This is a genomic window from Kribbella sp. NPDC048928 (assembly GCF_043197975.1).
Taxonomy (GTDB): Bacteria; Actinomycetota; Actinomycetes; order Propionibacteriales; family Kribbellaceae; genus Kribbella.
This window is the reverse complement of the sequence record NZ_JBICUC010000011.1, coordinates 12,264-33,996: the sequence shown is the minus strand read 5'-3', so window position 1 is coordinate 33,996 and position 21,733 is coordinate 12,264. Positions and strand designations below refer to the sequence as shown.

The 21,733-nt window shown below is 69.0% G+C and carries 23 protein-coding genes; 14 read left to right on the top strand and 9 right to left on the bottom strand.

Features of this window, described 5'->3' with window-relative positions; genetic code table 11:
* Positions 1–2 precede the first annotated feature (2 nt).
* From cydB to ACGFI6_RS36825, 6 genes are all read left to right on the top strand, one after another.
* The gene (cydB, locus tag ACGFI6_RS36850; RefSeq protein WP_393127066.1) at positions 3–1,022 is read left to right on the top strand and encodes a cytochrome d ubiquinol oxidase subunit II; all 1,020 of its coding nucleotides are present in this window, start codon (positions 3–5) and stop codon (positions 1,020–1,022) included.
* Positions 1,022–2,647 carry a thiol reductant ABC exporter subunit CydD gene (gene cydD, locus ACGFI6_RS36845; protein WP_393127064.1) on the top strand — a complete coding sequence of 542 codons (1,626 nt, stop codon included), beginning with the start codon at positions 1,022–1,024 and terminating at the stop codon, positions 2,645–2,647. The genes cydB and cydD overlap by 1 nt, the downstream gene beginning before the upstream one ends.
* Entirely contained in the window at positions 2,644–4,431 is a 1,788-nt protein-coding gene (gene cydC / locus ACGFI6_RS36840; RefSeq protein WP_393127062.1) for a thiol reductant ABC exporter subunit CydC, read from the top strand. Before cydD ends, cydC begins: the two co-directional genes overlap by 4 nt.
* Positions 4,335–6,677 carry a phosphoketolase gene (locus ACGFI6_RS36835; RefSeq protein WP_393127547.1) on the top strand — a complete coding sequence of 781 codons (2,343 nt, stop codon included), beginning with the start codon at positions 4,335–4,337 and terminating at the stop codon, positions 6,675–6,677. The genes cydC and ACGFI6_RS36835 overlap by 97 nt, the downstream gene beginning before the upstream one ends.
* Positions 6,674–7,483 (top strand): universal stress protein, encoded by an 810-nt coding sequence (locus ACGFI6_RS36830; protein ID WP_393127060.1) that lies wholly within the window; start codon positions 6,674–6,676, stop codon positions 7,481–7,483. Before ACGFI6_RS36835 ends, ACGFI6_RS36830 begins: the two co-directional genes overlap by 4 nt.
* A 70-nt stretch (positions 7,484–7,553) precedes the next feature.
* Positions 7,554–8,120, top strand: a complete 567-nt coding sequence (locus ACGFI6_RS36825; RefSeq protein ID WP_393127058.1) for a flavodoxin domain-containing protein — start codon at positions 7,554–7,556, stop codon at positions 8,118–8,120.
* 4 nt (positions 8,121–8,124) lie between these two features.
* Here the strand turns inward: ACGFI6_RS36825 and ACGFI6_RS36820 are convergent, their stop codons facing one another.
* Complete coding sequence (locus tag ACGFI6_RS36820; protein ID WP_393127056.1) at positions 8,125–8,775, bottom strand: response regulator; 651 nt, start codon at positions 8,773–8,775, stop codon at positions 8,125–8,127.
* A 230-nt stretch (positions 8,776–9,005) separates the two neighbouring features.
* On the opposite strand from ACGFI6_RS36820, the gene ACGFI6_RS36815 reads away from it, so the two are divergent.
* The gene (locus ACGFI6_RS36815) at positions 9,006–9,647 is read left to right on the top strand and encodes a helix-turn-helix domain-containing protein (protein WP_393127055.1); all 642 of its coding nucleotides are present in this window, start codon (positions 9,006–9,008) and stop codon (positions 9,645–9,647) included.
* Between the two features lie 167 nt (positions 9,648–9,814).
* On the opposite strand, the gene ACGFI6_RS36810 is transcribed toward ACGFI6_RS36815, so the two are convergent.
* From ACGFI6_RS36810 to ACGFI6_RS36790, 5 genes are read right to left on the bottom strand one after another with little or no spacing between them, the layout of a single operon-like run.
* On the bottom strand, positions 9,815–10,057 hold the full coding sequence (locus ACGFI6_RS36810) for an SHOCT domain-containing protein (RefSeq protein ID WP_393127053.1): 243 nt from the start codon (positions 10,055–10,057) through the stop codon (positions 9,815–9,817).
* 14 nt (positions 10,058–10,071) lie between these two features.
* Positions 10,072–10,614 (bottom strand): flavodoxin family protein, encoded by a 543-nt coding sequence (locus ACGFI6_RS36805; RefSeq protein WP_393127051.1) that lies wholly within the window; start codon positions 10,612–10,614, stop codon positions 10,072–10,074.
* Between the two features lie 11 nt (positions 10,615–10,625).
* Entirely contained in the window at positions 10,626–11,549 is a 924-nt protein-coding gene (locus tag ACGFI6_RS36800; RefSeq protein WP_393127049.1) for a universal stress protein, read from the bottom strand.
* Between the two features lie 10 nt (positions 11,550–11,559).
* On the bottom strand, positions 11,560–12,423 hold the full coding sequence (locus ACGFI6_RS36795; protein ID WP_393127047.1) for a universal stress protein: 864 nt from the start codon (positions 12,421–12,423) through the stop codon (positions 11,560–11,562).
* A gap of 5 nt (positions 12,424–12,428) precedes the next feature.
* A complete protein-coding gene (locus ACGFI6_RS36790) occupies positions 12,429–12,995 on the bottom strand; it encodes a hypothetical protein (protein ID WP_393127045.1) in 567 nt (188 codons plus the stop codon).
* 192 nt (positions 12,996–13,187) lie between these two features.
* Between ACGFI6_RS36790 and ACGFI6_RS36785 the strand changes: the two genes are divergently transcribed.
* From ACGFI6_RS36785 to ACGFI6_RS36775, 3 genes are read left to right on the top strand one after another with little or no spacing between them, the layout of a single operon-like run.
* Complete coding sequence (locus ACGFI6_RS36785) at positions 13,188–14,150, top strand: Acg family FMN-binding oxidoreductase (RefSeq protein WP_393127043.1); 963 nt, start codon at positions 13,188–13,190, stop codon at positions 14,148–14,150.
* Positions 14,151–14,165: 15 nt separating this feature from the next.
* A complete protein-coding gene (locus ACGFI6_RS36780; protein WP_393127041.1) occupies positions 14,166–15,041 on the top strand; it encodes a universal stress protein in 876 nt (291 codons plus the stop codon).
* A gap of 7 nt (positions 15,042–15,048) precedes the next feature.
* Positions 15,049–15,507, top strand: a complete 459-nt coding sequence (locus tag ACGFI6_RS36775) for a GyrI-like domain-containing protein (protein ID WP_393127039.1) — start codon at positions 15,049–15,051, stop codon at positions 15,505–15,507.
* A 51-nt stretch (positions 15,508–15,558) separates the two neighbouring features.
* On the opposite strand, the gene ACGFI6_RS36770 is transcribed toward ACGFI6_RS36775, so the two are convergent.
* On the bottom strand, positions 15,559–16,071 hold the full coding sequence (locus ACGFI6_RS36770) for a hypothetical protein (RefSeq protein WP_393127037.1): 513 nt from the start codon (positions 16,069–16,071) through the stop codon (positions 15,559–15,561).
* Between the two features lie 103 nt (positions 16,072–16,174).
* Here ACGFI6_RS36770 and ACGFI6_RS36765 point away from each other — a divergent pair, with 103 nt between their 5' ends.
* Genes ACGFI6_RS36765 through ACGFI6_RS36750 form a run of 4 tightly spaced genes read left to right on the top strand, consistent with a single transcriptional unit; the run spans position 16,175 to position 18,197 of the window.
* Entirely contained in the window at positions 16,175–17,038 is an 864-nt protein-coding gene (locus ACGFI6_RS36765) for a universal stress protein (protein WP_393127035.1), read from the top strand.
* A 1-nt stretch (position 17,039) separates the two neighbouring features.
* Positions 17,040–17,714 (top strand): ABC transporter ATP-binding protein, encoded by a 675-nt coding sequence (locus ACGFI6_RS36760; protein ID WP_393127033.1) that lies wholly within the window; start codon positions 17,040–17,042, stop codon positions 17,712–17,714.
* Positions 17,711–17,842, top strand: coding sequence for a hypothetical protein (locus ACGFI6_RS36755; protein ID WP_393127032.1), 132 nt, complete (start codon positions 17,711–17,713; stop codon positions 17,840–17,842). The genes ACGFI6_RS36760 and ACGFI6_RS36755 overlap by 4 nt, the downstream gene beginning before the upstream one ends.
* Position 17,843: 1 nt before the next feature.
* Entirely contained in the window at positions 17,844–18,197 is a 354-nt protein-coding gene (locus ACGFI6_RS36750; RefSeq protein WP_393127030.1) for a hypothetical protein, read from the top strand.
* A gap of 222 nt (positions 18,198–18,419) precedes the next feature.
* Here the strand turns inward: ACGFI6_RS36750 and ACGFI6_RS36745 are convergent, their stop codons facing one another.
* Positions 18,420–19,034: a DedA family protein gene (locus tag ACGFI6_RS36745; RefSeq protein ID WP_393127028.1), complete on the bottom strand. Its 615-nt coding sequence runs from the start codon at positions 19,032–19,034 to the stop codon at positions 18,420–18,422.
* Between the two features lie 2 nt (positions 19,035–19,036).
* Complete coding sequence (locus ACGFI6_RS36740; protein ID WP_393127026.1) at positions 19,037–21,727, bottom strand: cation-translocating P-type ATPase; 2,691 nt, start codon at positions 21,725–21,727, stop codon at positions 19,037–19,039.
* Positions 21,728–21,733 lie beyond the last annotated feature (6 nt).

The window sequence follows — 21,733 nt, the reverse complement described above, 5'->3', positions numbered from 1 at the left end:
CCGTGCATCTCACCGACATCTGGTTTCTGCTCATCGCGGTCCTCTGGACCGGCTACCTGGTACTCGAAGGCTTCGACTTCGGTGTCGGCATGCTGCTGCCCGCGGTCGGCAAGGACCCGGTCGACCGTCAGGTCACGCTGCGGACGATCGGCCCGGTCTGGGACGGCAACGAAGTCTGGCTGCTGGTCGCCGGCGGCGCCACGTTCGCGGCCTTCCCGTTGTGGTACGCCAGCCTGTTCTCCGGGTTCTACCTCGCTCTTCTGGTCATCCTGGTCGCGCTGATCGTGCGCGGACTCGCCCTCGAGTACCGCAACAAACTCCAGGACGCGGCCTGGCACCGGCGCTGGGATCTGGCCATCGTCATCGGCAGCGCGGTACCGGCTCTGCTCTGGGGCGTCGCGCTCGCGAACATCGTGCGCGGCGTACCGCTGGACGCCAACCACAACTACACCGGGAACTTCTTCACGCTGCTGAACCCGTACGCGCTGCTCGGTGGACTCACCACGCTGACACTGTTCGCCCTGCACGGCGCGATCTTCCTCGCACTCAAGACACGCGGCGAGGTCCGGGACCGCGCTCGCAGGCTGGTCCTCCCGCTGGCTGCGGTAACCGTACCGCTGGCGGCAGCGTTCCTGATCTGGACCCAGTCGTACGACGGCTCGTGGATCACCTGGGTACTGGCGGCCCTCGCCGCAGTCTGCCTCATTCTCGGCGTCCTTGCGTCACGCGCGGGACACGACGGTCTCGGGTTCCTCGGTACGGCGACCACGATCGTGGTCGCCGCCGCGACACTGTTCGTCACGCTGTACCCGAACGTACTGCCGTCCACCACCGACCCGGCCTTCAGCCTCACCACCACCAACGCGTCCTCGACCCACTACACGCTGACGATCATGACCTGGGTCGCCGTGATCTTCACCCCGATCGTGCTGCTCTACCAGAGCTACACCTACTGGGTCTTCCGCACGCGCCTGACCCGTGACGACATCCCGCAGGTCAAGCCGCAAACCACGGCCGCCTGATGCCGGCCGTCGACCGGCGCCTGCTCCGGCACACCCGCAGCACCAGGATCTTCCTGGTGCTGTCGGGCGTGGTCGGCACTGCGCAAGCAATACTCATCGTGCTCCAAGCCGGGCTGCTCGCCTCGATCATCGCCGATGCCTTCATCGGAGGCCTCGAGCTCGACCGGCTCCGCGGCCGGGTGATCGCAATCGCGGGCGTTCTGCTCGGCAGAGCCGCGCTGTCGTGGACCGCCGAGGTCGTCGCCCAGCGCTGCTCCGCGGCGGTGAAGTCCGAACTGCGGATACAGTTCCTCGAGAAGATCGTTGCCCTGGGCCCGCGTTGGCTGACCGGTGAACGCAGCGGAGAGCTGACGACGCTGGCGACCCGCGGCATCGATGCCCTCGACGACTACTTCGCCCGCTACCTGCCACAACTCGTCCTCGTCGGCATCGTCCCGCTGATGATCGCGGCGCGGATGCTGACCGCGGACTGGCTGAGCGCGGTGATCGTCGTCGTCACGCTGCCGCTGATCCCGGTGTTCATGGTCCTCGTCGGACTCACCACCAAAGCGGCCACCACACGGCAGTGGGCAACACTCCAGACACTCGCGCACCACTTCCTCGACGTTCTCGCCGGGATCGGGACGCTGAAGGTCTTCGGGCGCTCCCGCGCACAGGTCGAGACGATCCGGCGGCTCACCGACCGGCAGCGGCGTACGACGCTCGCCACGCTCCGGATCGCGTTCCTCTCGTCCCTCGTCCTCGAACTCGTGGCCACCCTGTCGGTCGCACTCGTCGCCGTCTCGGTCGGCCTTCGCCTGGTCGACGGACGGCTGTCGCTCGAGACCGCGCTCCTGGTCCTGATCCTCGCCCCCGAGGCCTACCTGCCTCTCCGGCTCCTCGGCACGCACTACCACGCCAGCGCAGAGGGCCTGGCCGCCGCCGACGAACTGTTCGAGGTCATCGAACGAACAACACCGGAGCCCGGCCACCAGATCGCCGATCCCAGCGGTGATCTCGTTCTGCACGGCGTCACCGTCGACGGCCGCGACCCGGCGTCCGACTGCCTGGAGGACGTCTCGCTCGTGTTTCCGAGCGGGCAGGTGACCGGGGTGGTCGGGCCGAGTGGTGCCGGCAAGTCCACGCTGCTGGGTCTGTTGGTCGGTACAATCCGGGCCGACCGTGGTCAGGTGGTCGCTGGAGGCATCGATCTCGCCGAGGCCGATCTCGAGCGGTGGCGCTACGACGTCGCCTGGATGGGACAGGACCCGGTCCTGTTCGCCGGGACGGTCACGGACAACATCAAGCTCGGCAGCAGCGACGCGGATGAGCTCGCGGTGCGCCGGGCGGCGCGGGCCGCAAAGGTCGACGTACCGCTGGAGCTTGTGCTCGGCGAGCGAGGTGCGGGGGTGTCTTCGGGACAGCGGCGGCGGATCGCACTTGCCCGGGCGATCCTCCGTGACGCGCCGCTGATGCTGCTCGACGAGCCGACCGAGAGCGTCGACCCCGACACCGAGCGGGCGTTGCTCGAGTCGCTCCCCGCGGCGTTCGACGGCCGCACCGTCGTCATCGTCACCCATCGTCCGGCGTTGCTCGTGCTGTGCGACAACATCATCCATCTCGACCGTACGGCGGTACCGGCATGAGCACGTACCGCTGGCTGGCAATCGTCGTACGCCCCGAGCTGAAGCGACTGATCGCCGCCGCCGTGCTCGGCACGTTGGCGATGACGTGTTCGATCGGGCTGATGGCCACCTCGGCCTGGCTGATCTCGCGCGCCGCGCAGCATCCACCGGTGCTGTATCTGAGCGTCGCGATCGTCGCGGTCCGTGCGTTCGGAATCGGGCGCGGGGTCCTGCGGTACGCCGAACGGCTGGTCGGGCACGACGCCGCGTTCCGGGTGCTCGGCCGCACGCGCGTCGAGGCGTGGATCGACCTCGACCGGGCCGCACCCGCCGGACTCGGCGGCACCCGCGCCGGCGATCTGCTCACCCGCGTCACGCGCGACGTCGACGCCGTCCAGGACCTGCTCGTCCGCGCCCTGCTGCCGATCGCGATCAGTCTCCTCACCGGCATCGCCACAGTCGCACTCCTGACCGCCCTCCTGCCGGCCGCAGGCGCCGTTCTGCTGATCGGCCTGTCGGCCGCCGGACTCGGCGCACCCACTGCCTCGTTGATCCTGTCCGCGCGATCCGAACGCCGGCTCGCACCGACCCGATCAGCGCTCACCACGAAGGTCCACGAACTCCTCACCGGCCTGGCCGACCTGACCGCCTACGGCGCGACGTCCAAGGCACTCGAGCAAGCCCGCGAACAGGACTCCCGGCTGACCGGGATTCTGCAACGATCCGCCGCAGCCGGCGGCCTCGGCGCGGCTGTGGCCAACGCCGCGCTCGCCCTCACCGTGACCGGCGAGATCCTGGTCGGCGTCCCCGCCGTCCGTGACGGGCGGCTGTCCGGCGTCCTGCTGGCCGTCCTGGTGCTCACGCCACTCGCCGCCTTCGAACTCGTCACGCCCCTCCCCGCCGCAGCGGCGCAGCTCGTTGGCGGCCTGCAGGCCGCCGACCGACTCCGTGCACTGACCGCTCTACCGGATCCATCAGTTGCCTGGGGCACCGAAACCGCAGACCCCGACCTGCAGGCTGCAGTGACCTCGTCCGTCGGCGCGCTCTCGGCCCGGCAGCTGACGGTCCGCTGGCCCGGCGCCTCGGGCCCTGCTCTGACCGGGGTCGATCTCGACCTGCTCCCCGGACGACGGGTCGGGTTGATCGGGCCGAGCGGTTCCGGAAAGAGCACGCTGGCAGCGTCGCTGATGGGATTCCTCACCCCTGAGGCCGGACGGATTACCCTCGGCGGGACGGAACTCGCCGAGCTCGACGAGGCGTCGTACCGGCGGGCCGTCGTGCTCTGCGGGCAGGACGACCACGTCTTCGATGCCACTGTTCGCGACAACCTCCGGATCGGCAAACCCGACGCGACCGACCAGGAACTGCTCGCCACACTCGACCTGGTCCGCCTCGGCACCTGGGTACGACGGCAACCCGACGGGCTCGGTACCACCGTCGGAGAACGCGGGGCCCGGATCTCCGGCGGCGAACGTCAGCGCCTCGTGCTCGCCCGCGCACTGCTCGCCGATCCCGCCGTACTCGTCCTCGACGAACCCACCGCACACCTCGACGGACCGACCGCCGACGAACTCGTCCACGACATCACCGACGCCACCCACGGGCGCACCGTGCTCGTCATCACCCACCGCCACCGCGACCTCGAGGCCGTCGACCACATCCTCGACCTCTCGAAGGAAACCTCATGCACGAACTCACCGGAAAGCCGCTGTCCGACGACGAAGTCGCCGACCTCGACGCGTATTGGCGAGCCGCCAACTATCTCTCCGCCGGCCAGATCTATCTCCTCGGCAACCCGCTCCTGAGCGAGCCGCTACAGGTCGAGCACATCAAGCCACGCCTGCTCGGTCACTGGGGTACGACGCCCGGTCTCAACATGCTCTACACCCACCTCAACCGGGTGATCCGGCGCCGCGACCTGAACATGATGTACGTCATCGGCCCCGGTCACGGCGGCCCGGCGATCGCCGCGAACACCTGGCTCGAAGGCAGCTACAGCGACACCTACCCGGGCGTGTCGCGCGACGCCGACGGCATGGCGCGGCTGTTCCGCCAGTTCTCGTTCCCCGGCGGTATCCCGAGTCACGTCGCCCCGGAACTGCCCGGTTCGATCCACGAGGGCGGCGAGCTCGGCTACTCGCTCAGCCATGCGTACGGCGCCGTACTGGACAGCCCGGAGCTCGTCGTCGCCTGCGTCATCGGCGACGGCGAGGCCGAGACCGGTCCACTGGCGACCTCATGGCACTCCAACAAGTTCCTCGACCCCGCGACGGACGGCGCCGTCCTGCCGATCCTGCACCTCAACGGCTACAAGATCGCCAACCCGGCGGTGCTGGCGCGGATCGGCGACGACGAGCTGACCCGGCTGCTCGAGGGGTACGGGTATCGGCCGTACCTAGTCGAGGGCGCCGAACCCGAGCACGTCCATCAGGCGCTCGCTCTCACCCTCGACCGGGTCCTCGACGACATCATCGCGATCCAGACCGAGGCCCGCGCTGGTCACGCCGCCCCGCGGCGGCCTTGGCCGATGATCGTACTGCGCACTCCCAAGGGCTGGACCGGTCCGCGCGAGGTCGACGGCGTACCGGTGGAAGGGACGCGGCGCGCTCACCAGGTGCCGCTGGCCGGTGTCCGTACTTCGCCGGAACACCTGCGGATGCTCGAGGACTGGCTGCGCAGCTATCACCCGGAGGAGCTGTTCGACTCCGGCGGCCGTCCGGTGCCACGCCTTCTGCAGCAGGTCCCCGAGCGGCGGATGGGCTCCAATCCGCACAGCAACGGCGGGCTGCTCCGGCGCGACCTCGACTTGCCGCCGCTCTCGCAATACGCCGTCACTGTCGAGAGTGCCGGCGCGTCCGAGCACGAGCCGACCCGGATCCTCGGCCACTACCTGCGCGACGTGATGCGGGCGAGCCTGCCGCACCGCAACTTCCGGGTCTTCGGGCCGGACGAGACCGCCTCCAACCGGCTGGATGCCCTGTACGACGTGACCGCCAAGGCCTGGAACGCCGAAGTACTGCCGACCGACGAGCACCTCGCCGTCGACGGCCGCGTGATGGAGATCCTCAGCGAACACACCTGCCAGGGCTGGCTCGAGGGGTACCTACTCACCGGCCGGCACGGCTGGTTCTCGTGCTACGAGGCGTTCGTGCACATCGTCGACTCGATGGTCAACCAGCACGCGAAATGGCTCAAGGTCACCCGCACACTCCCCTGGCGACGGCCGATCTCCTCTCTCAACTACCTGCTCACCTCGCACGTCTGGCGGCAGGACCACAACGGCTTCTCCCACCAGGACCCCGGGTTCATCGACCACGTGGTGAACAAGAAGGCCGAGGTGATCCGCGTGTACCTACCGCCGGACACCAACACCCTGCTGGCGACCGCCGAGCACTGCCTGCGCAGCAAGGACTACATCAACGTCATCGTGGCCGGCAAACAGCCACAGGCCGACTGGCTTGGCCCGGACGAAGCCGCGCTGCACTGCGCCCGCGGTGTCGGCGTGTGGGAGTTCGCGAGCAACGACGCCGGTGAGCCCGATGTCGTGATGGCGTGCGCGGGCGACGTACCGACGCTGGAGACACTCGCCGCCGTCAGCCTGCTGCGTGAACACCTGCCGTCGCTGAAGATCCGCGTCGTGAACGTCGTCGACCTGATGCGGCTGCAGCCGGCCGGCGAACATCCGCACGGCTTGCCTGACGCCGACTTCGACGCATTGTTCACGACGGACAAGCCGGTGATCTTCGCGTATCACGGGTATCCGTGGCTGATCCACCGCCTCACCTACCGGCGGACGAACCACGACAACCTGCACGTCCGCGGTTACAAGGAGGAGGGCACCACGACCACGCCGTTCGACATGGTCGTGCGCAACGACCTCGACCGTTTCCATCTCGCCCTCGACGTGATCGACCGCGTGCCCGGGCTCGGCGAACGTGCCGCGGAGGTCCGGCAGTGGCTGATCGACCAGCGCGCGCGGCACCACGCCTACATCCTCGAACACGGCGAGGACCTACTCGAGATCAGGAACTGGCGGTGGAGGACATCATGAAGGTTGTCGTGGGCATCGACGGTCGGCAGGACTGTGAGAACGCCATCCGATGGGGCGCGGCCGAGGCCGCTTCCCATGGCGCCGCGCTGGAGTTGGTGCACGCGTTCGTGTGGGCAGAGTTCCACGTTCCGCTCGGGCCGAGTGACCTGGCGCCGGGGCTTCGTGCCCAGGCCGACCGGATCGTCGCGGACGCGGTGGAGCTCGCCCGGAAGTTCGAACCCGGGCTCCCCGTCACCGGGCACCGCGTCGACGGCTTCCCGTCCGCCGTCCTGTTGGCGGCGTCGCGGAACGCCGAACTGATCGTGATCGGCAGCCGCGCCATCGGCCCCTTGCTCGGCCTCGTCGTCAGTTCGGCCGGGATCGAGCTGTCGGCACACGCACACTGCCCCGTGGTCGTCGTACGGCCCACCGACGACTCACTGGCCGGCAGTCGGGTCGTCATCGGGTACGACGGCTCGCCCGCCGCCGACGCCGCGGTCGACTTCGGCCTCGCCCACGCTCAGCGGCACGGACTGGCCGCCCGAATCGTCGCCGTCCTGGAGGACGACCAAGACGACGACCACGACCTGCTGGCCGGGGTCCGCGCGCACCCGCTGGCGTACGACACCGAACTGGTCGAGGTCAGCGGCCATCCGTCGGAGCTGCTGCTCGACTGGTCGGCCGACGCCCAACTGCTGGTCGTCGGTTCGCGTGGCCGCGGGGGGTTCGCCGGTCTCCTGCTCGGCTCGGTGAGTCAGACCATGCTGCACCAATCGCTCTGCCCGGTCGCAGTCGTTCCGCACGCGGCGATCGAAGGTCCCGCGTAGCCGGGTCGTTCGGCACTGCACGTGACATGTCCGCGTTGGTGTGCTGGAACGGACAGCGAGGGAGGCTGTGATGTCCAAGAAGATCCTGGTTGCCTACGCCAGCAAGTCCGGTGCGACCGCGGGCATCGCCGAGGCGATCGGCGCGGAACTCCGCGCGCACAAGCACGACGTCGACGTCCGCGACGTCACCCGGGTCGACGACATCACGCCGTACGACGTCGTGATCGTTGGCAGCGCCATCTACATCCGCGGCTGGCGGCGCGAGGCGGTACGGTTCCTACGGCACCACGTCGACGAGCTTCGCGAGCGGCAGGTCTGGCTCTTCCACAGCGGCCCGATCGGCCCCGACAAGGACCAAGACCAGGCGATGCCACCGGCCGTCCGTCGGCTCGTCCACGAGATCGGCGCGACCCCCGCGGTCACGTTCGCCGGCCGCCTCGAAGGGGAAAGCGCCAAGGGCTTCCTCGCCCACCGCCTGGCGGCAGGCAACCTCGCCGCAGACTCCCGCGACTGGGACAAGATCCGCGCCTGGGCCACCGACATCAACGCCGCCATCAGCGCCACCGAACGCAGCACCTGGCACCGGCCAGCAATCAACCGACCAGCCAAGCACCCTGCAGGCCACTTCCTGGGCTGACGACTCAGCGTTGGTGCTTCTTGGCATGTTCGACTGCGAAGACGGCGGCTTCGGTGCGGCGTTCGAGGTCCAGTTTGCGCAGCAATGAGGAGACGTAGTTCTTGACGGTCTTCTCTGCAAGGTAGAGCGACTGGGCGATCTGGCGGTTGGTCTTGCCCTCGGCGATCTCGGCGAGGATGCGGCGCTCCTGCTCGGTCAGCGACGCGTAACGCGGGTCCTCGGCCTCAGTGGGGTGCCGGAGGCGTTCCAGAACCTTGGCGGTCATCGACGGGTCGAGGAGGGACTCGCCGGCGGCGAGCCGGCGTACGGCGTCGATCAACGCCGAGCCGTTGATCTGCTTCAGCAGGTAACCGGAGGCGCCGGCCATGATCGCAGTGAACAGCGCCTCGTCGTCGGAGAACGACGTCAGCATCAAGCAGGCCGGCGGCTCCTCCATCTGCGAGCGGACCTCGCGGCAGACGCTGATCCCGTCGCCGTCGGGCAGCCGCACGTCAAGTACGGCGACATCCGGCCGGACGGCGGGAATCCGCGCGATCGCCTCCGCGGCCGTCCCGGCATCACCGACCACCTCGATGTCCGGTTCCGCCTCGAGCAGCTGGTGCAGCCCCAACCGGACCACCTCGTGATCGTCGAGCAGGAACACCTTGATCGTCATCACCGTCTCCTTCGGCTCCACGCCGTACCCCGCCCGTCCGGGCGCTCGCTCCAGCATCCCGCGCGGCTCGCGCCGTGGCCAGGGACCACGGTCCCGGCCCACGCGGGACCTTCGGCACCCCGGATCCACGGGTGTCGTCCGGCCCGCCGGTACGTGACCTCGGACCCTGCTCCGGCGGCCGTCTGGCTGATTGCCTGGAACCGAGCGATCGAACAGGAAGGCGGACTCCGATGGACACCAGGACCGCAGGTGGGCCGAGCAGTCTCGGCACCAGGATCCGGCACCGCCGGCAGGCTCTCGGCCTCAGTACGACGGAAGTCGCCGAGCGAACCGGTCTCAGCACGGACCGCATCCGGCACATCGAGAACCGCCCGTCCGCACTCACCGCCGCCGAACTGGTGCGGCTCGCGCACGCCCTCGACTCCACCGTCGAAGACCTCGCCGGACCTCAACAACCGTCCGCGCCGCACGAGCCGCCACTCGCACCTGTCCTGCAGCCGATGCGACGGGGCGAGTGCATCACGCTCATCGCCGCCGGCACCGTCGGGCGGATCGCCTACACGGGGGCCGACGAGGTCGTCGTGATCCCGGTCAACTACTGCTACCGCGACGGCTTGATCATCTTCCGTACGGCGGCCGACAGCGCGGTCGCGCAGTACGACCTGGCACCGATCGCGTTCGAACTCGACCACTTCGACGAAGGCATGCAAGACGGCTGGAGCGTCCTCGTCAACGGCCTCGTCCGCCCCGCCACCGACCTCGAAACCGAGTCGCTCCAAGGCCACCTCACCTCCTGGGCCGGCGGCACCCGCGACACCCACATGGTCATAGAACCCCACCGAACCACCGGCCGCCGCATCCGCTCCTGGTAGCCAGGTCGACCCCACTGCGCTTCAGCAGGTACCGCGAGAACCACAGCCCGACCGGTGGGCTTCTGCAACTCTGGATGCAAACTCTCGGCGCCGCTGACGAGAACGAGACCCGACGACGTGCGGCCAGCGGGCATCCGCAGGTTTCGGCTGCTACGCCTATCGGAAGGTCAGACGTCCAGTTGGCGTTCGCGGAGGCGGGCTCGGGCTTCGTCGAAGTCTTCTCGGGTGATGTCGCCGGCGGCGTAGCGGCGTTCGAGGATGTCGAGGGGGGACGGGAGCGATGGCTGGGGTCGGTCGTGTGGTTGGCGGAGCACGCGGACGGTCGCCCAGGTGGCGCCGCCTACCAGGAGGATCCACACGACGAACGCGGCGATCATCCAGAAGGTGGCACCCGACGTCGAGTACATCATCGTGTCCACTCCTCTCAGGCGACCCGCGCGGAGCCGGTCAGGAGGCGGCCGAGTTGTTCGCCCCAGTGCTCGGCCCGGTCGATCTCGACATCGCGGATCGGGCCGATCGTCTCGTTCACGAAGAAGCTTTCGGAGGTGCCGATCATGCGGTAGCCCCGCCGGCGCAGTAGTTTGGCCGCCGACCGTGCCGCGGATCCCGGCAACCGGCGGACCTTGGCGATCCGCGTGTCGAACGTCGTCACCTGCGGAGCCCCGCGCCCACTCGGCGACTGCAGTACGTCGAGCCAGTCACGGATGCCGACCTCGATCGGCATCACCACATCCCCTTGTTTACAAGCCTCCTGCCGCGTCGACAGCCGGCTCATCGAGAACGCGTGCGTCGGTCCCCCGACGACCAGCAGCCGTACGTCGCCGGGCACCACCTCGGGTGCCTGGTTCACCGGCAGCATGTCGGCCGCGACGTACTGCCGCAGCCCGTCGCGGATCGCCCGTGCGATCCGCTCGGTGTTGCCGAACATCGTCTCGTACACGATCAGCGCACGATCGTTCACAGACATGGTTCCTCCACTCAGGACGTAGGAACGACAGAGCCGGTACGCCGCGACGCCGTCAGCTTGAGGCGCTCGGCGTCGGTCAGGTGATGCGGCACGATCGCCACCGGACATGTCATCGCGGCCATCGAACGCCGCGCGACCGGGTCGACCGGCAGCGGGCCGCTGTGTGCACCGACAACGACCAGTCCGACGTCGGCGCTCTCGTGCACCAGTGCCGCCGTGGGCGGCCGGCTGCTCAGGAAGCGCGTCACCTTCACGGTCGGGAAGCGACTGGTCCACGGCCCGAGCGTCTCGGACAGCACGCACTCGGCCCTGCTGATCCACGAGAACTCCGGATCCTCGTCGGCGAACGGGTGTTCGGCCGGCAGCCCGGCATGTACGACGATCAGGTCGCCCTCCCGAGCAGCCGCCTCGCCGAACGCGAACTCGAGCGCTTCGGCCGACAACGCCGTACCGTCGATGCCGACGGCAACCTTCCGGTCGAGCAGCGACGGCTTCCAGGACAGCGGTACGACGACCACCGGGCAACCGGCGCGTGACGCCAGCGTCAGGTTCGCCTGGGTGTGCACCAGCCGTTGCGGTCCGCGGCTGCGGGATCTGCCGACCACCAGCATCCGTGCCTTCCGCGCCGCGTGTGCGAGCACCCGGGACCGGGAGCCCTCGCCGGCGACGGCCGCGAGCTCCACGCCGTACCCGTTCCGGTGCCGCACGTGCGCGACCGCCGCCCGCAACGCCACGTCGGCGAGCTCCGCCGGCGGCTTCGACGCGTATCCCGGCATCATCGGGTTGGGCGAAGCATGTGCCGAATACGGCGCGACGAGCACGAGCTTGGCACCGGACCGCAGCGCCTCCGCAGTGGCGTAATCCACCACTCGCAGATTCTCCGCGCTCCCGTCCACCTCCACGACGACAGGCCCGGTCCGATTCCAAGCAGACATCTTTCTCACCTCACTGTCGAACAGGTACGACGGCCAGCGGGCACGTCGCGTGATGCAGCACTCCGCGGGTCACCGATCCGGCCAGCACCGCAGCCAGCCGGCCCGGGTGCCGCGTGCCAACGACCAGCAGCTGCGCGTCGGACTCCTCGGCGGCGTGGACCACCCCGTCGACTACGTGTCCCCGTCGTACGTCGACCTCGAAGTCCGGATACTTCTGCCGCCACTCGACGGCGAGGATCTCGAAGTGCTTCTGGGCGTTCTCGGCCCATTCGGCACTCACTCCAGCCGAGTTCATCGCGTCCCAGCTGAAGACCGCCGGCAGATCCCAGACGTGCAGAATGCGCACCGGCAGGTTGCGTTCGCGCGCGGCGGTGATCGCGAACTCCAGCAACGGCGCGTTGTCCTCGGCGTCGTCCAGAGCGACCAGCACCGGTCCGGCATGATCCGCGGGTTTCCAGTGGTCCGGAACGACCACCACCGGCACGGTCGCGTGTGCCACGACCGCCTCCGAGGTGGAACCGATCAGCAGCCGCTTGAACGTCCCCAGGCCGCGGCGCCCGACAACCAGCATCCGGCCGTCCTCGGCAACCTCGGTCAGCGTCCGGGCCGGCGGCCCGACCACCAGATCGACTGTGTTGTCCAGCGGATTCGCGTTGTCGTCCAGGTACTTCTGGACGTCGTTGACGAGCCCCATCGCCTGGTCGTCGACGAGGTCCGGCTCCCAGCCGGGGACGTGCCGGACCTGTTCGTCGATCACGTGCACCGCCTGGAGGGGCTCCTGCCGGAGCAACGACTCCTGCAGGGCCCACTCCAGGGCACCGGTGTCACGCCACGAGCCGTCGACTCCCACGTGGATAACCGGCTTGACCGTCATGTCGGTCACCGCAGCCACGGGTACTTGCGGACGAAGTCCAGGCTGCTCCACCACTTGCCCAGACCCCAAACGTTGCCAGCAGCAACCAGCGCGAGCACGATCACCGTGACGGCGCCGAGAATGTGGTCGTCCAGCACCGGGTTGGTCTGTGGCGGCAGGTTCGACGACCACATCAACAGGTACAGCAGGGTGCCGGCCACGGCCGCGACCCGCATCCCGATGCCGAGCGTCAGCGCGAGACCGATGCCCGCCAGGCCAACCATGAACAGCGGGCTGACCCACCAGTCACCGGCCAGCGAGTGGTAGAACCCGCTCATCGGCCCGGTCGAACCCTTCAAGAAGCCTGCAGTGACATCGGCACCGTCGATCCAGCTCTTGCCGGACTTGGTGGCGTAGCCGAGGCCGAACAGCTTGTCGAAGAAGGCCCACAGGAAGGTGAGCCCGAAGACGATCCGCAGTACGGCGAGCGCGCGGCCGGCCGCGGTGGTGATGATCGGGTGCCGATCACCGTCAGGTGCCATCGCAGGGGCCGGCAGGTGCTGCCGTTGTGGCCGGTGCGGCGTGGTGGTCATGGTGTCGTCCTTTCACTTGTATTCCGACACCTCGATCGTGAGGTTTCGCGCGGACGACGGTCAGAGCCCTTCTCACCCCACCTACCTGAGCCGAACGGCCCATCGCTCCCGGGACATTCGCCGCTGTCCGGCACTCCCCGACAGACCGACGCTGGAATCGGAGAACCACGCCCCCAGGGAGGTGTCCGACCAATGAACACGCAACTGACCGACGACGAGGTCGGCATCCTGCTGGCTGCCGCCGTTCACGCGCCGTCGCTGCACAACACACAGCCATGGCGCTTCGAGGTACAGGGCCTCGCGGTCGACGTACTGCTCGACGAGGAGCGAAAGCTTCCACTCGAGGACCCCTCAGGGCGGGCAGTACACATCGCCGTGGGCGCCGCAGTCTTCAACATCCAGGTCGCCGCCGCCATCCTCGGGCACGAAACCCAGGTCGCGGTACAGCCCGATCCGGTGCGTCCGGAGGTCACCGCGCGGGTCTTCCTCGCCGACCGCAAGGCACCGGTTCCCGGCCTCAGTGGCCTGTACGGCGAGATCGCGGAACGGCACACGTACCGCGGACCGCTGCTGGACCACAAGATCCACCCGAGCGTACGGCGCGAACTCGACGAGGCCGCGCGGGCCGAAGGTGCTGACCTGCACTGGCTCACTAGCACCGCCCGCCTCGGTGTGCTGCTCGGCCGGACCGATGACGCGGACCTCCTCGACGAGGATCGCCGCGCTGAACGGAAAGCCTGGATCGGCGGCGACAGGGCATCGGACGGCGTGCCGGAGAACGTGCTCGGGCCACAACCGGTCCGCCCGGCGTTCGTCCGCGACCTGTCGGCCGGGTTCGACAGCCCGCATCGCAGCCAGGCTGTGTTCGAGCCCGAGCCGAGCATCGTCGTACTGACGACCCACGACGAGGACACCACCGCCTGGGTGCGGGCCGGCATCGCCTTGCAGCACATGCTGCTCGTCGCCGCGTCGTACGACCTGGCCGCCTCGTTCCTTGACCAGCTCCTCGAGCGTCCGGGACCGCGCTCCCAGATCCGCGACCTGGTCGGCGGCCGTGCCTGGCCGCAGCTGGTCATCCGGATCGGCTACCCCGCACAATCCAACGGCCATACCGGTCGCCGGGACTGGCACACATCCTTCGACCGCTGGTTCTAGACAAGGAGAAACGCCATGACCACACCGACAACGCAGCCCGCCCCGATCGTCGTCGGGTACGACGGTTCGACCGGCAGCCAGAGCGCCCTGCGCTGGGCGACAACGGAGGCCGTCCGGACGCTGGCTCCGCTCCGACTCGTCGAGGCCTTCGAACTCGTCATCATCACCCGCCCCGCACCCGGCAAGGTCGTGCCGCTCGAGGCGATCCGGACCTCCCGCCAGAAAGGACTCGACGCGGTCGCCGAGAACATCCGGTTGCACCACCCCGAGCTCACCGTCGAGACCAGCCTGGTCGGCGGCGCGGCAGCGCGAACACTGATCGAAGCAGCCGAGGACGCGAGGATGGTCGTCCTCGGGTCCCGCGGCCTCGGCGGCTGGAGCGGACTCCTGGTCGGCTCCGTCGCCGTACAGGTCACAACGCACGCGCACTGCCCGGTCGTCGTGATCCCGCATGAGCCGCGCCCCCAAGGATCGACAGTTGTTGTCGGCGTCGACGGTTCGAAGACCTCCGCCAAGGCGATCGACTTCGCGTTCGACCAGGCCGACGCAATGCACGACCGCGTCGTCGCGATGCACGTGTGGACGAGTCCTTACCTCACCTACGACGATGGAGAAGCGATGCTGCAGTACGACGAGGAGAAGGTCCAGGAGGAGGCGCGGCTATTGGTCGCCGAGTCGGTGGCAGGCGCGGCCGCGGACCACCCCGACGTCGAGTGGACCACCGAACTCGTCATGGGCGTACCCGGGCAGGTTCTGCTTCGGCGTTCCGAGACCGCCGACCTGATGGTCGTCGGCACCCGCGGTCGAGGCGGCTTCACCGGGCTGCTGCTCGGATCCGTCAGCCAGACTGTCCTGCACCACACCCACTGCCCGATCGCCATCGTCCGCTGAGTCCGCCATGTCCCAGGTCAGAGCGCTTACCGGGCAACCGACCGCCGTACGCCGGACCCTGCTGGTTCCCGAGCAGCTGGCCGACTGGGTACCGTCGGCCTGCGCCGTGGTCGCCGAACACCTCCGCCACCACGGCATCGCGCCAACCGGCTACCCGTTCACGCGCTGCCACCCCTCGCCCGACGGCATCACCGAGGCCGAGGCCGGCTTCCCGGTCGACGCCCCGATCGCGAACAGCGGCGTGGTCGAACCGTCCACACTGCCAGGCGGGCCAGTGCTCGCCGTCTGGCACACCGACCCGGACGTCAAGCTCGCCGAGACGTACCACGCCATCGCGGAGTGGCTGGAAACCGAGGGCGCCCACGCAACCGGCGACAGCTGGGAGATCTACCACGACCTCCCCACCTGCGACCACGTCGGCGTCCGCATCGAAATCCTCCAACCGATCACCTTCGTGCATCCCTGACACGCAGAAGACCGCGGTCCGCTCATTTGCGCGGACCGCGGCTTCGGTTTGTTACTGGACGCCCGCGTCGCCGAACAGGGCGACCTCCAGGGCTCCGGTGCTGGCTGGGTCGGAGAACACGTCGTACGCGTCCTGCATCTCGTCGAGGCCGAAGCGGTGCGTGATCAGGCCGGGCAACTGCAGCCTGCCGGCCGCGAGCATCGATAGCAGCCGCGGCGTCGAGACCGTGTCGACCAGACCGGTCGTGATGGTCACGTCCTTGATCCACAGGTCCTCGAGGTGCAGCGTGGCCGGTGCGCCGTGAACGCCGACGATCACCACGGTGTCGCCCGGCGATACCTTGCCGTTGAGTACGCCGACCTCGTACGGCGTCGGCAGGATGTCGGCCAGCAGCACCGCTTCCTCGTTGCTGACGTTGTCCGGCAGCTTGAGGATGTGCAGGTCGGTGCCGCAGATCGTCACCGCGTCGACGCGAACGATCGCGTCCTCCGGATCCTGGATCACCGGGTCCGGCACCTCGTGCCAGCTCCGCTGTCCCGGACCGTTGTAGACCAATGCCTTCATCGCGAACCTCCTTGAACGGGACCTTCGGTGCCGTCGATCGGGACCTTCCGTCCTGCCCATACAGGCCCCGCGTGCGTTGACTGGAACTGCCCGAGGAGGTGCCATGCTCAACGAACTACCTGTGCTGGTGGGAATCGACGGGTCCCGCGACGGTCTGATCGCGCTCACCTGGGCTGCCGCGTACGCCGCCGTACAGCACGCACCGTTGCGCGCCGTGTACGTCCGCGACGACGACCGGCAACGAAGCGCCGGCGAGCCGCTCGACGCACGGGACGACGGCACCGAGGTACTCGACGACGCGCTCGACGAGCTGAAGCGGATCGGGTTCCGGACCGCATCACTCGAGGTGCGGCACGGACATCCGGCGCAGGTCCTGCTTGCGCTGTCCGAACAATCGCAGGCACTGGTCATCGGCCGTCGCGGCATGGGCGGGTTCGCCGAACTCGTCCTCGGCTCCACCTCCCAGGTGTGTACGGCGCTGGCCACCAAGGTGCCGCTGATCGTCGTACCCGACACCTGGGACCCTGCGGAGCCGCCGTACAACCGGTACGTCGTCGGTGTCGACGGATCCGTCGACGGGCAGGACGCGTTGCGCTTCGCCTTCGAACTCGCCGACGCGACCGGCGCGGAACTGCGCGCCGTGCACGCGATCGAACCCCGCGAGACGTGCCCGGACCCGAGGAGCTGGTTCGACCCCACCCGGCCATGGATCGAGACCGCCGACGAGATGCTGACACAGATCCTCGAAGGCTGGACCGCGAAGTACCCGAATGCCTCCGTCACCAGTCACGGAGTCGTCGACCACCCGGTTCTCGTCCTGGCCCGCGAGTCCCAGGACGCAGACCTCGTGGTGGTCGGCGGCCTCGGCCGTACGGCGTTCTCCGAGTTCCGCATGGGCTCCGTCGCGCGCGGCCTGCTCTACCACTCGCACTGTCCGGTGGCCGTCGTACACCATCCGGAGACATGACGTGGATACCGTCATCAAGACCCGGGGCCTGACGAAGCGATTCGGTCGCCGTACCGCCCTGGACCGGCTCGATCTCGACGTACCGGCCGGCGTCATCGTCGGCTACCTCGGGCCGAACGGGGCCGGCAAGACCACCACGATCCGGCTGCTCGCCGGGCTCATCCGCCCCACGGCGGGCTCCGGCGTCGGCCGGGACCGGATCGAACTGCTGGCGAAGCGGTTCGACCTGGACCTCGGCGTCCGCATCGGATCGTTGTCGCGCGGCAACCGGCAGAAGGTCGGCATCGTGCAGGCGTTCATGCACGACCCGGACCTGCTGATCCTCGACGAACCCACCTCCGGTCTCGATCCGCTGATGCAGCGCGAGTTCCGCGCACTGCTCCGCGAAACCAGAGACGCAGGGCGGACGGTCTTCCTGTCCTCACACGTACTGTCCGAGGTCGAGGCGGTCGCCGACAGTGTCGCGATCCTGCGCGCCGGCCGCCTGGTCACGGATCCACGCCGTACCCGGCGTCCAGGAAGTCACCGTCGACAGCCACACGGCCCGCGTCGCGGTGACCGGATCGACCGCAGAGCTGATCAAGGCGGTCGCTCCGTACGACGTCACCAACATCCTCAGCCACGAAGCGGATCTCGAGCCGCCTTCCTCGACTACTACGACGGTCCGGAGGCATGATGTTTCGCAACGTGTTCCTGAAGTCACTGTACGACGCCCGCCGCGGGCTCGCCGGCGCGATCCTCCTCACCGTCGCGGCCCTCCCCACCCTCGACGGCCGCGACATCGCCGTCGCCCACGGCGGCTGAGATGCCGATGCTCCCCCACCGCGACCTGGCCGCGACGATCGCCGTCGCGGCGCTCGTCGCTCTCCACTTGCTGTTCATTGCCGACAGCAACTTCCTGCCGATCCACGGAGCGAGCGCGCTGACTCTCGTCCTCACCGGCGCCACTGTCGTGCTGGTCGCCGACGAGCACACCACCTGGCTGACTCCGTTGCTCGCCGTACCGGCCGTGGTCTGCGCCGCCATCCCGGCGACCTTGTTACTTACAATCTCCGTCGGCGCCACGCTGACCCTGTGGTGCATCGAACTCGCCGAGCACGTCACCTTCACGCCACGGCACGCATCCGATCGCCACTCCGGCGGCGCCGCACATCGGTGAGACAGAGGGCTAGTGAGAGGCCCAGTCGCTCCAGCTGGCCTTGGCGCCGGAGTCGCCGATGCGGACGACGTCGTCCACGGCAGCGCCCGCGACGAGGACCGCTACTCCGAGCGCGGCGTAGATCGCAGTGTCACCGAGCTCGGTGTGCTTGTGGATCAGCGGGTTCGGTGCAATCCGGTGCGCCGGCCACTCCTCCGCGTTCGTGGCCTGCTGCTTGTCCGCTCATGCGCGCCGGCGGTGGCGGTGGCGGCGTACGAGCAGCGCCGTGACCGCTGTGAGCGCGAGTGCGCTCAGCAGCAGGCCGCTCACCAGGCCGAGGCGTTGTTCGAGGGCGCGGTATGACGCTCCGGCCAGGTAGCCGCCACCTGCTACGAGGACGGCCCAGATTGCGCCGCCGGCGACGTTCGCGATGGTGAAGTGGGAGCGGCGCATCCGGCTCATGCCGGCGATGCCGGGCATGAGTGCGCGGAAGGCGGCTGTCCATCGGCCGAGGACGACGGCGATCGCGCCGCGACGGGCTATCAGCTTGAGCGTACGGTCGATCTGCTCGGCGCGGCGCATCCTGCGCGGCAATTGGCCGAGGAGTGCGGGGCCGTACCGGCGGCCGACGACGAAACCCACCTGATCGCCGACGATCGCACCTGCCGCGGCCGCGACCATCACCACCCACAGCGGTACCGCCCCCGCGTGGGCGAGCACGCCACCGATGATGACCGCGGTCTCGCCCGGCACCACAAGGCCGAGGAACGTCGACGCCTCGAGCGCCGGCAGCAACCCGGCGACCGTGAGCACCAGCCACGGCGGCAGGTTGGCGAGCCACTCGAAGACAGCGTTCATGCTCAGGACCTTTCTCGGGCGAGCCCGCGGCGCCACAAGCGCCACAACTCGTCCGCTCCCCAGACTACGAACGGGAAGGCTGGTAGGACCAGTAGGTGGGAGACCGGCGGGACGGCGGTGCCGAACACGGACTGGAGCGGCGGCAACGTGACCACCGCCGCGGCGAAGACGATCTCGAAGAGGATGCCCCACAGCAGCAGGCGGTTCGTGGTGACGCCGATCGAGCGGAGCGAGGCGTACTGCGTCCGGGACGCGAAGGCGGTGCCGAGCTGGCACGCGACGATCGCGAGGAAGGACATGGTGGTTGCCTGCAGCCACAAGTTGTGCAACGCCGTAGCGCTGCCGGTCGGGTCGCCGGCATGCCAGCCGCCTGCGAGCAGCGTCCAGAAGAAGACACCGACGACGAGAGCCGCGGACAATCCGCCGAGCAACGCCCACGCACGCGCGAGCATCCGGCCGTCGATGACACCGTCCGTACGACGCCGTGGCGGGCGGTCCATCAACCCGGGCTCGGCGGGTTCGCGGCCAAGGGCGAGCGCCGGCAGCGTCTCGGTGCCGAGGTCGATGGCGAGAATCTGCAGCACGGTCAGCGGCAACGGAACCCGGCCGCCGGACAGTGCGTAGATCAGGAACGGAACGACCTCCGGGGTCGCGTGCGCGAAGATGTAGACGATGAACTTGCGCACGTTGTCGTACACCCGACGGCCGGACTCGACCGCAGTAGCGATGCCGGCGAAGTTGTCGTCGGTCAGCACCATCGTGGCCGCCTCCCGGGCCACATCGGTGCCCGAGGCACCCATCGCGACGCCGATGTCGGCCCGCCGGAGTGCCGGAGCGTCGTTGACGCCGTCCCCCGTCATCGCGACCACGTGCCCTTGCGCCTGCAACGCGTCCGCGATCCGCAGCTTCGCCTCGGGCGAGCTGCGGGCGAAGATCAGTTCGCGCTCGGACGCGAGCAGCCGGTCCAGGTCGCCCTCGCTCATCCGCTCGAGTTCGGCGCCCGTCACGACCGTGACACCGTCGTGGGTGATGCCCACCTGCCGGGCGATCTCGGCCGCGGTCAGACCGTTGTCGCCGGTCACGACGATCAACCGGATCCCCGCGGCCTGACACCGCCGGACGGCGTCGGCCACCTCGGGCCGTGGCGGATCCAGCATCGCCATGACCCCTAGGAAGACCAGATCACGCTCCACGTCCACGCGGGCGGCGTACTGCACGACGGGACGGTCGGCCACGCCGATCAACCGGAGCCCGCGGCCCTCGAACTGCGCGAACGTTCGCCCGAATTCCTCGCGCAGCTCGTCGGTCAACGGCTCGTCACCGGACTCCGTGGCGTACCGCGTCGCCCGGGCCAGCACCTCTTCCGGCGCACCCTTGACGTGGGCAACCAGTCCGTCGCCGGTCCGGTCGACGGTTGACATCAGCCGCAGCCCCGGATCGAAGGAATACTGATCGACGCGGCGTGCCGACCGCGCGTCAAGATCTACCGGTGTGCCCAGCTTGCCGGCTGCACGGACGAGGGCAACCTCGGTCGGGTCCCCGGTGTCCTCGGCGGCATTCGAACACAACGCCAACGCCTCCGCGAGCCGCCGTACCTGATCGTCCTCGGCCGGCTGCAGCTCGACCTTCCGCGACGGCACCCATACATCCGTCACGTGCATCCGGTTCTGTGTCAGCGTCCCGGTCTTGTCCGTGCAGATCACGGTCGTCGAACCGAGCGTCTCCACCGCCGACAGCCGCTTCACCACCGCACCCGCGCGGGCCAGGACCCGAACCCCGACCGCAAGCGCGAGCGTGATCGTCGGAAGCAGACCTTCGGGCACGTTCGCGACCAGCAGACCGATCGCGAAGTTCAGCGCGTCCGGCAGCGACAACCCGGCGACCGTTGTCCCAAGCAACAAGAACAGCACGCCCGCGCCGACGGCCACCGCGGCGATCAGCCACGCGACCCGCTTGACCTGCCGCTCCAGCGGGCTGTCCTCACGCGTCACCCGCTGCGACATCGCCGCGATCCGGCCGAGCTCGGTGTGCATCCCGGTCGCGAACACGATCCCGCGCGCCTCACCCGCCGTACAGTTCGTACCGCTGAAGACAAGGTCGCCGGCATCCAGAAGGTTGCCGTGGACATCGGTCTGCTCGGCAGACCGGACCACCGGCACCGACTCGCCGGTCAGCGTCGAGTTGTCGATCTCGACCGCGCCACTGACCAACCGCACGTCCGCCGACACTCGGTTGCCCTCGGCGATCGCCACGACGTCTCCCGGCACCAGCGTGCGGGCCTCTACGGTCCGGGCGTCACCGTCACGGACGACCGTCGCCAGCACAGGCAGGTACGCCGCCAGCGCCTCGACCGCACGCTCCGCCTGACGCTCCTGCGCGAACGCCAGACCCGCGTTCAGCAGAATCACCACCACGATCGCCACCGCGAGGACGCCGGTGCCGCCGATCGCCGCGAGCGCCGCAGCCAGCCACAGCAGCAACGCAAGAGGATGGGTGAGCTGCCGCCCCAGCTCACCCACCCAGCCATTGCCCCGCCGCCGGGTCAGCTCGTTCGGCCCGTACGCCTCGAGCCGCCGCGCAGCCTCCCGGCCGGTGAGGCCGTTCGGAGTCGTCCGCAGATCACGGAACAACCTCTCGGCCGGTTCACGGGGATCACTCGTCAGATCCGTGGCGGGAACATCTGTCGTGGTCACCGGCCG

What these genes read in the sequence shown, in the direction of transcription:
- ACGFI6_RS36770 (WP_393127037.1), bottom strand. Translation starts at nt 16,071, where the DNA reads ATGAAGGCATTGGTCTACAACGGTCCGGGACAGCGGAGCTGGCACGAG.
- ACGFI6_RS36765 (WP_393127035.1), top strand. Translation starts at nt 16,175, where the DNA reads ATGCTCAACGAACTACCTGTGCTGGTGGGAATCGACGGGTCCCGCGAC.
- ACGFI6_RS36810 (WP_393127053.1), bottom strand. Translation starts at nt 10,057, where the DNA reads ATGATGTACTCGACGTCGGGTGCCACCTTCTGGATGATCGCCGCGTTC.
- ACGFI6_RS36820 (WP_393127056.1), bottom strand. Translation starts at nt 8,775, where the DNA reads ATGACGATCAAGGTGTTCCTGCTCGACGATCACGAGGTGGTCCGGTTG.
- ACGFI6_RS36795 (WP_393127047.1), bottom strand. Translation starts at nt 12,423, where the DNA reads ATGACGGTCAAGCCGGTTATCCACGTGGGAGTCGACGGCTCGTGGCGT.
- ACGFI6_RS36780 (WP_393127041.1), top strand. Translation starts at nt 14,166, where the DNA reads ATGACCACACCGACAACGCAGCCCGCCCCGATCGTCGTCGGGTACGAC.
- ACGFI6_RS36800 (WP_393127049.1), bottom strand. Translation starts at nt 11,549, where the DNA reads ATGTCTGCTTGGAATCGGACCGGGCCTGTCGTCGTGGAGGTGGACGGG.
- ACGFI6_RS36775 (WP_393127039.1), top strand. Translation starts at nt 15,049, where the DNA reads ATGTCCCAGGTCAGAGCGCTTACCGGGCAACCGACCGCCGTACGCCGG.
- cydC (WP_393127062.1), top strand. Translation starts at nt 2,644, where the DNA reads ATGAGCACGTACCGCTGGCTGGCAATCGTCGTACGCCCCGAGCTGAAG.
- ACGFI6_RS36785 (WP_393127043.1), top strand. Translation starts at nt 13,188, where the DNA reads ATGAACACGCAACTGACCGACGACGAGGTCGGCATCCTGCTGGCTGCC.
- cydD (WP_393127064.1), top strand. Translation starts at nt 1,022, where the DNA reads ATGCCGGCCGTCGACCGGCGCCTGCTCCGGCACACCCGCAGCACCAGG.
- ACGFI6_RS36825 (WP_393127058.1), top strand. Translation starts at nt 7,554, where the DNA reads ATGTCCAAGAAGATCCTGGTTGCCTACGCCAGCAAGTCCGGTGCGACC.
- ACGFI6_RS36750 (WP_393127030.1), top strand. Translation starts at nt 17,844, where the DNA reads ATGCCGATGCTCCCCCACCGCGACCTGGCCGCGACGATCGCCGTCGCG.
- ACGFI6_RS36745 (WP_393127028.1), bottom strand. Translation starts at nt 19,034, where the DNA reads ATGAACGCTGTCTTCGAGTGGCTCGCCAACCTGCCGCCGTGGCTGGTG.
- ACGFI6_RS36755 (WP_393127032.1), top strand. Translation starts at nt 17,711, where the DNA reads ATGATGTTTCGCAACGTGTTCCTGAAGTCACTGTACGACGCCCGCCGC.
- ACGFI6_RS36790 (WP_393127045.1), bottom strand. Translation starts at nt 12,995, where the DNA reads ATGACCACCACGCCGCACCGGCCACAACGGCAGCACCTGCCGGCCCCT.
- ACGFI6_RS36830 (WP_393127060.1), top strand. Translation starts at nt 6,674, where the DNA reads ATGAAGGTTGTCGTGGGCATCGACGGTCGGCAGGACTGTGAGAACGCC.
- ACGFI6_RS36805 (WP_393127051.1), bottom strand. Translation starts at nt 10,614, where the DNA reads ATGTCTGTGAACGATCGTGCGCTGATCGTGTACGAGACGATGTTCGGC.
- ACGFI6_RS36815 (WP_393127055.1), top strand. Translation starts at nt 9,006, where the DNA reads ATGGACACCAGGACCGCAGGTGGGCCGAGCAGTCTCGGCACCAGGATC.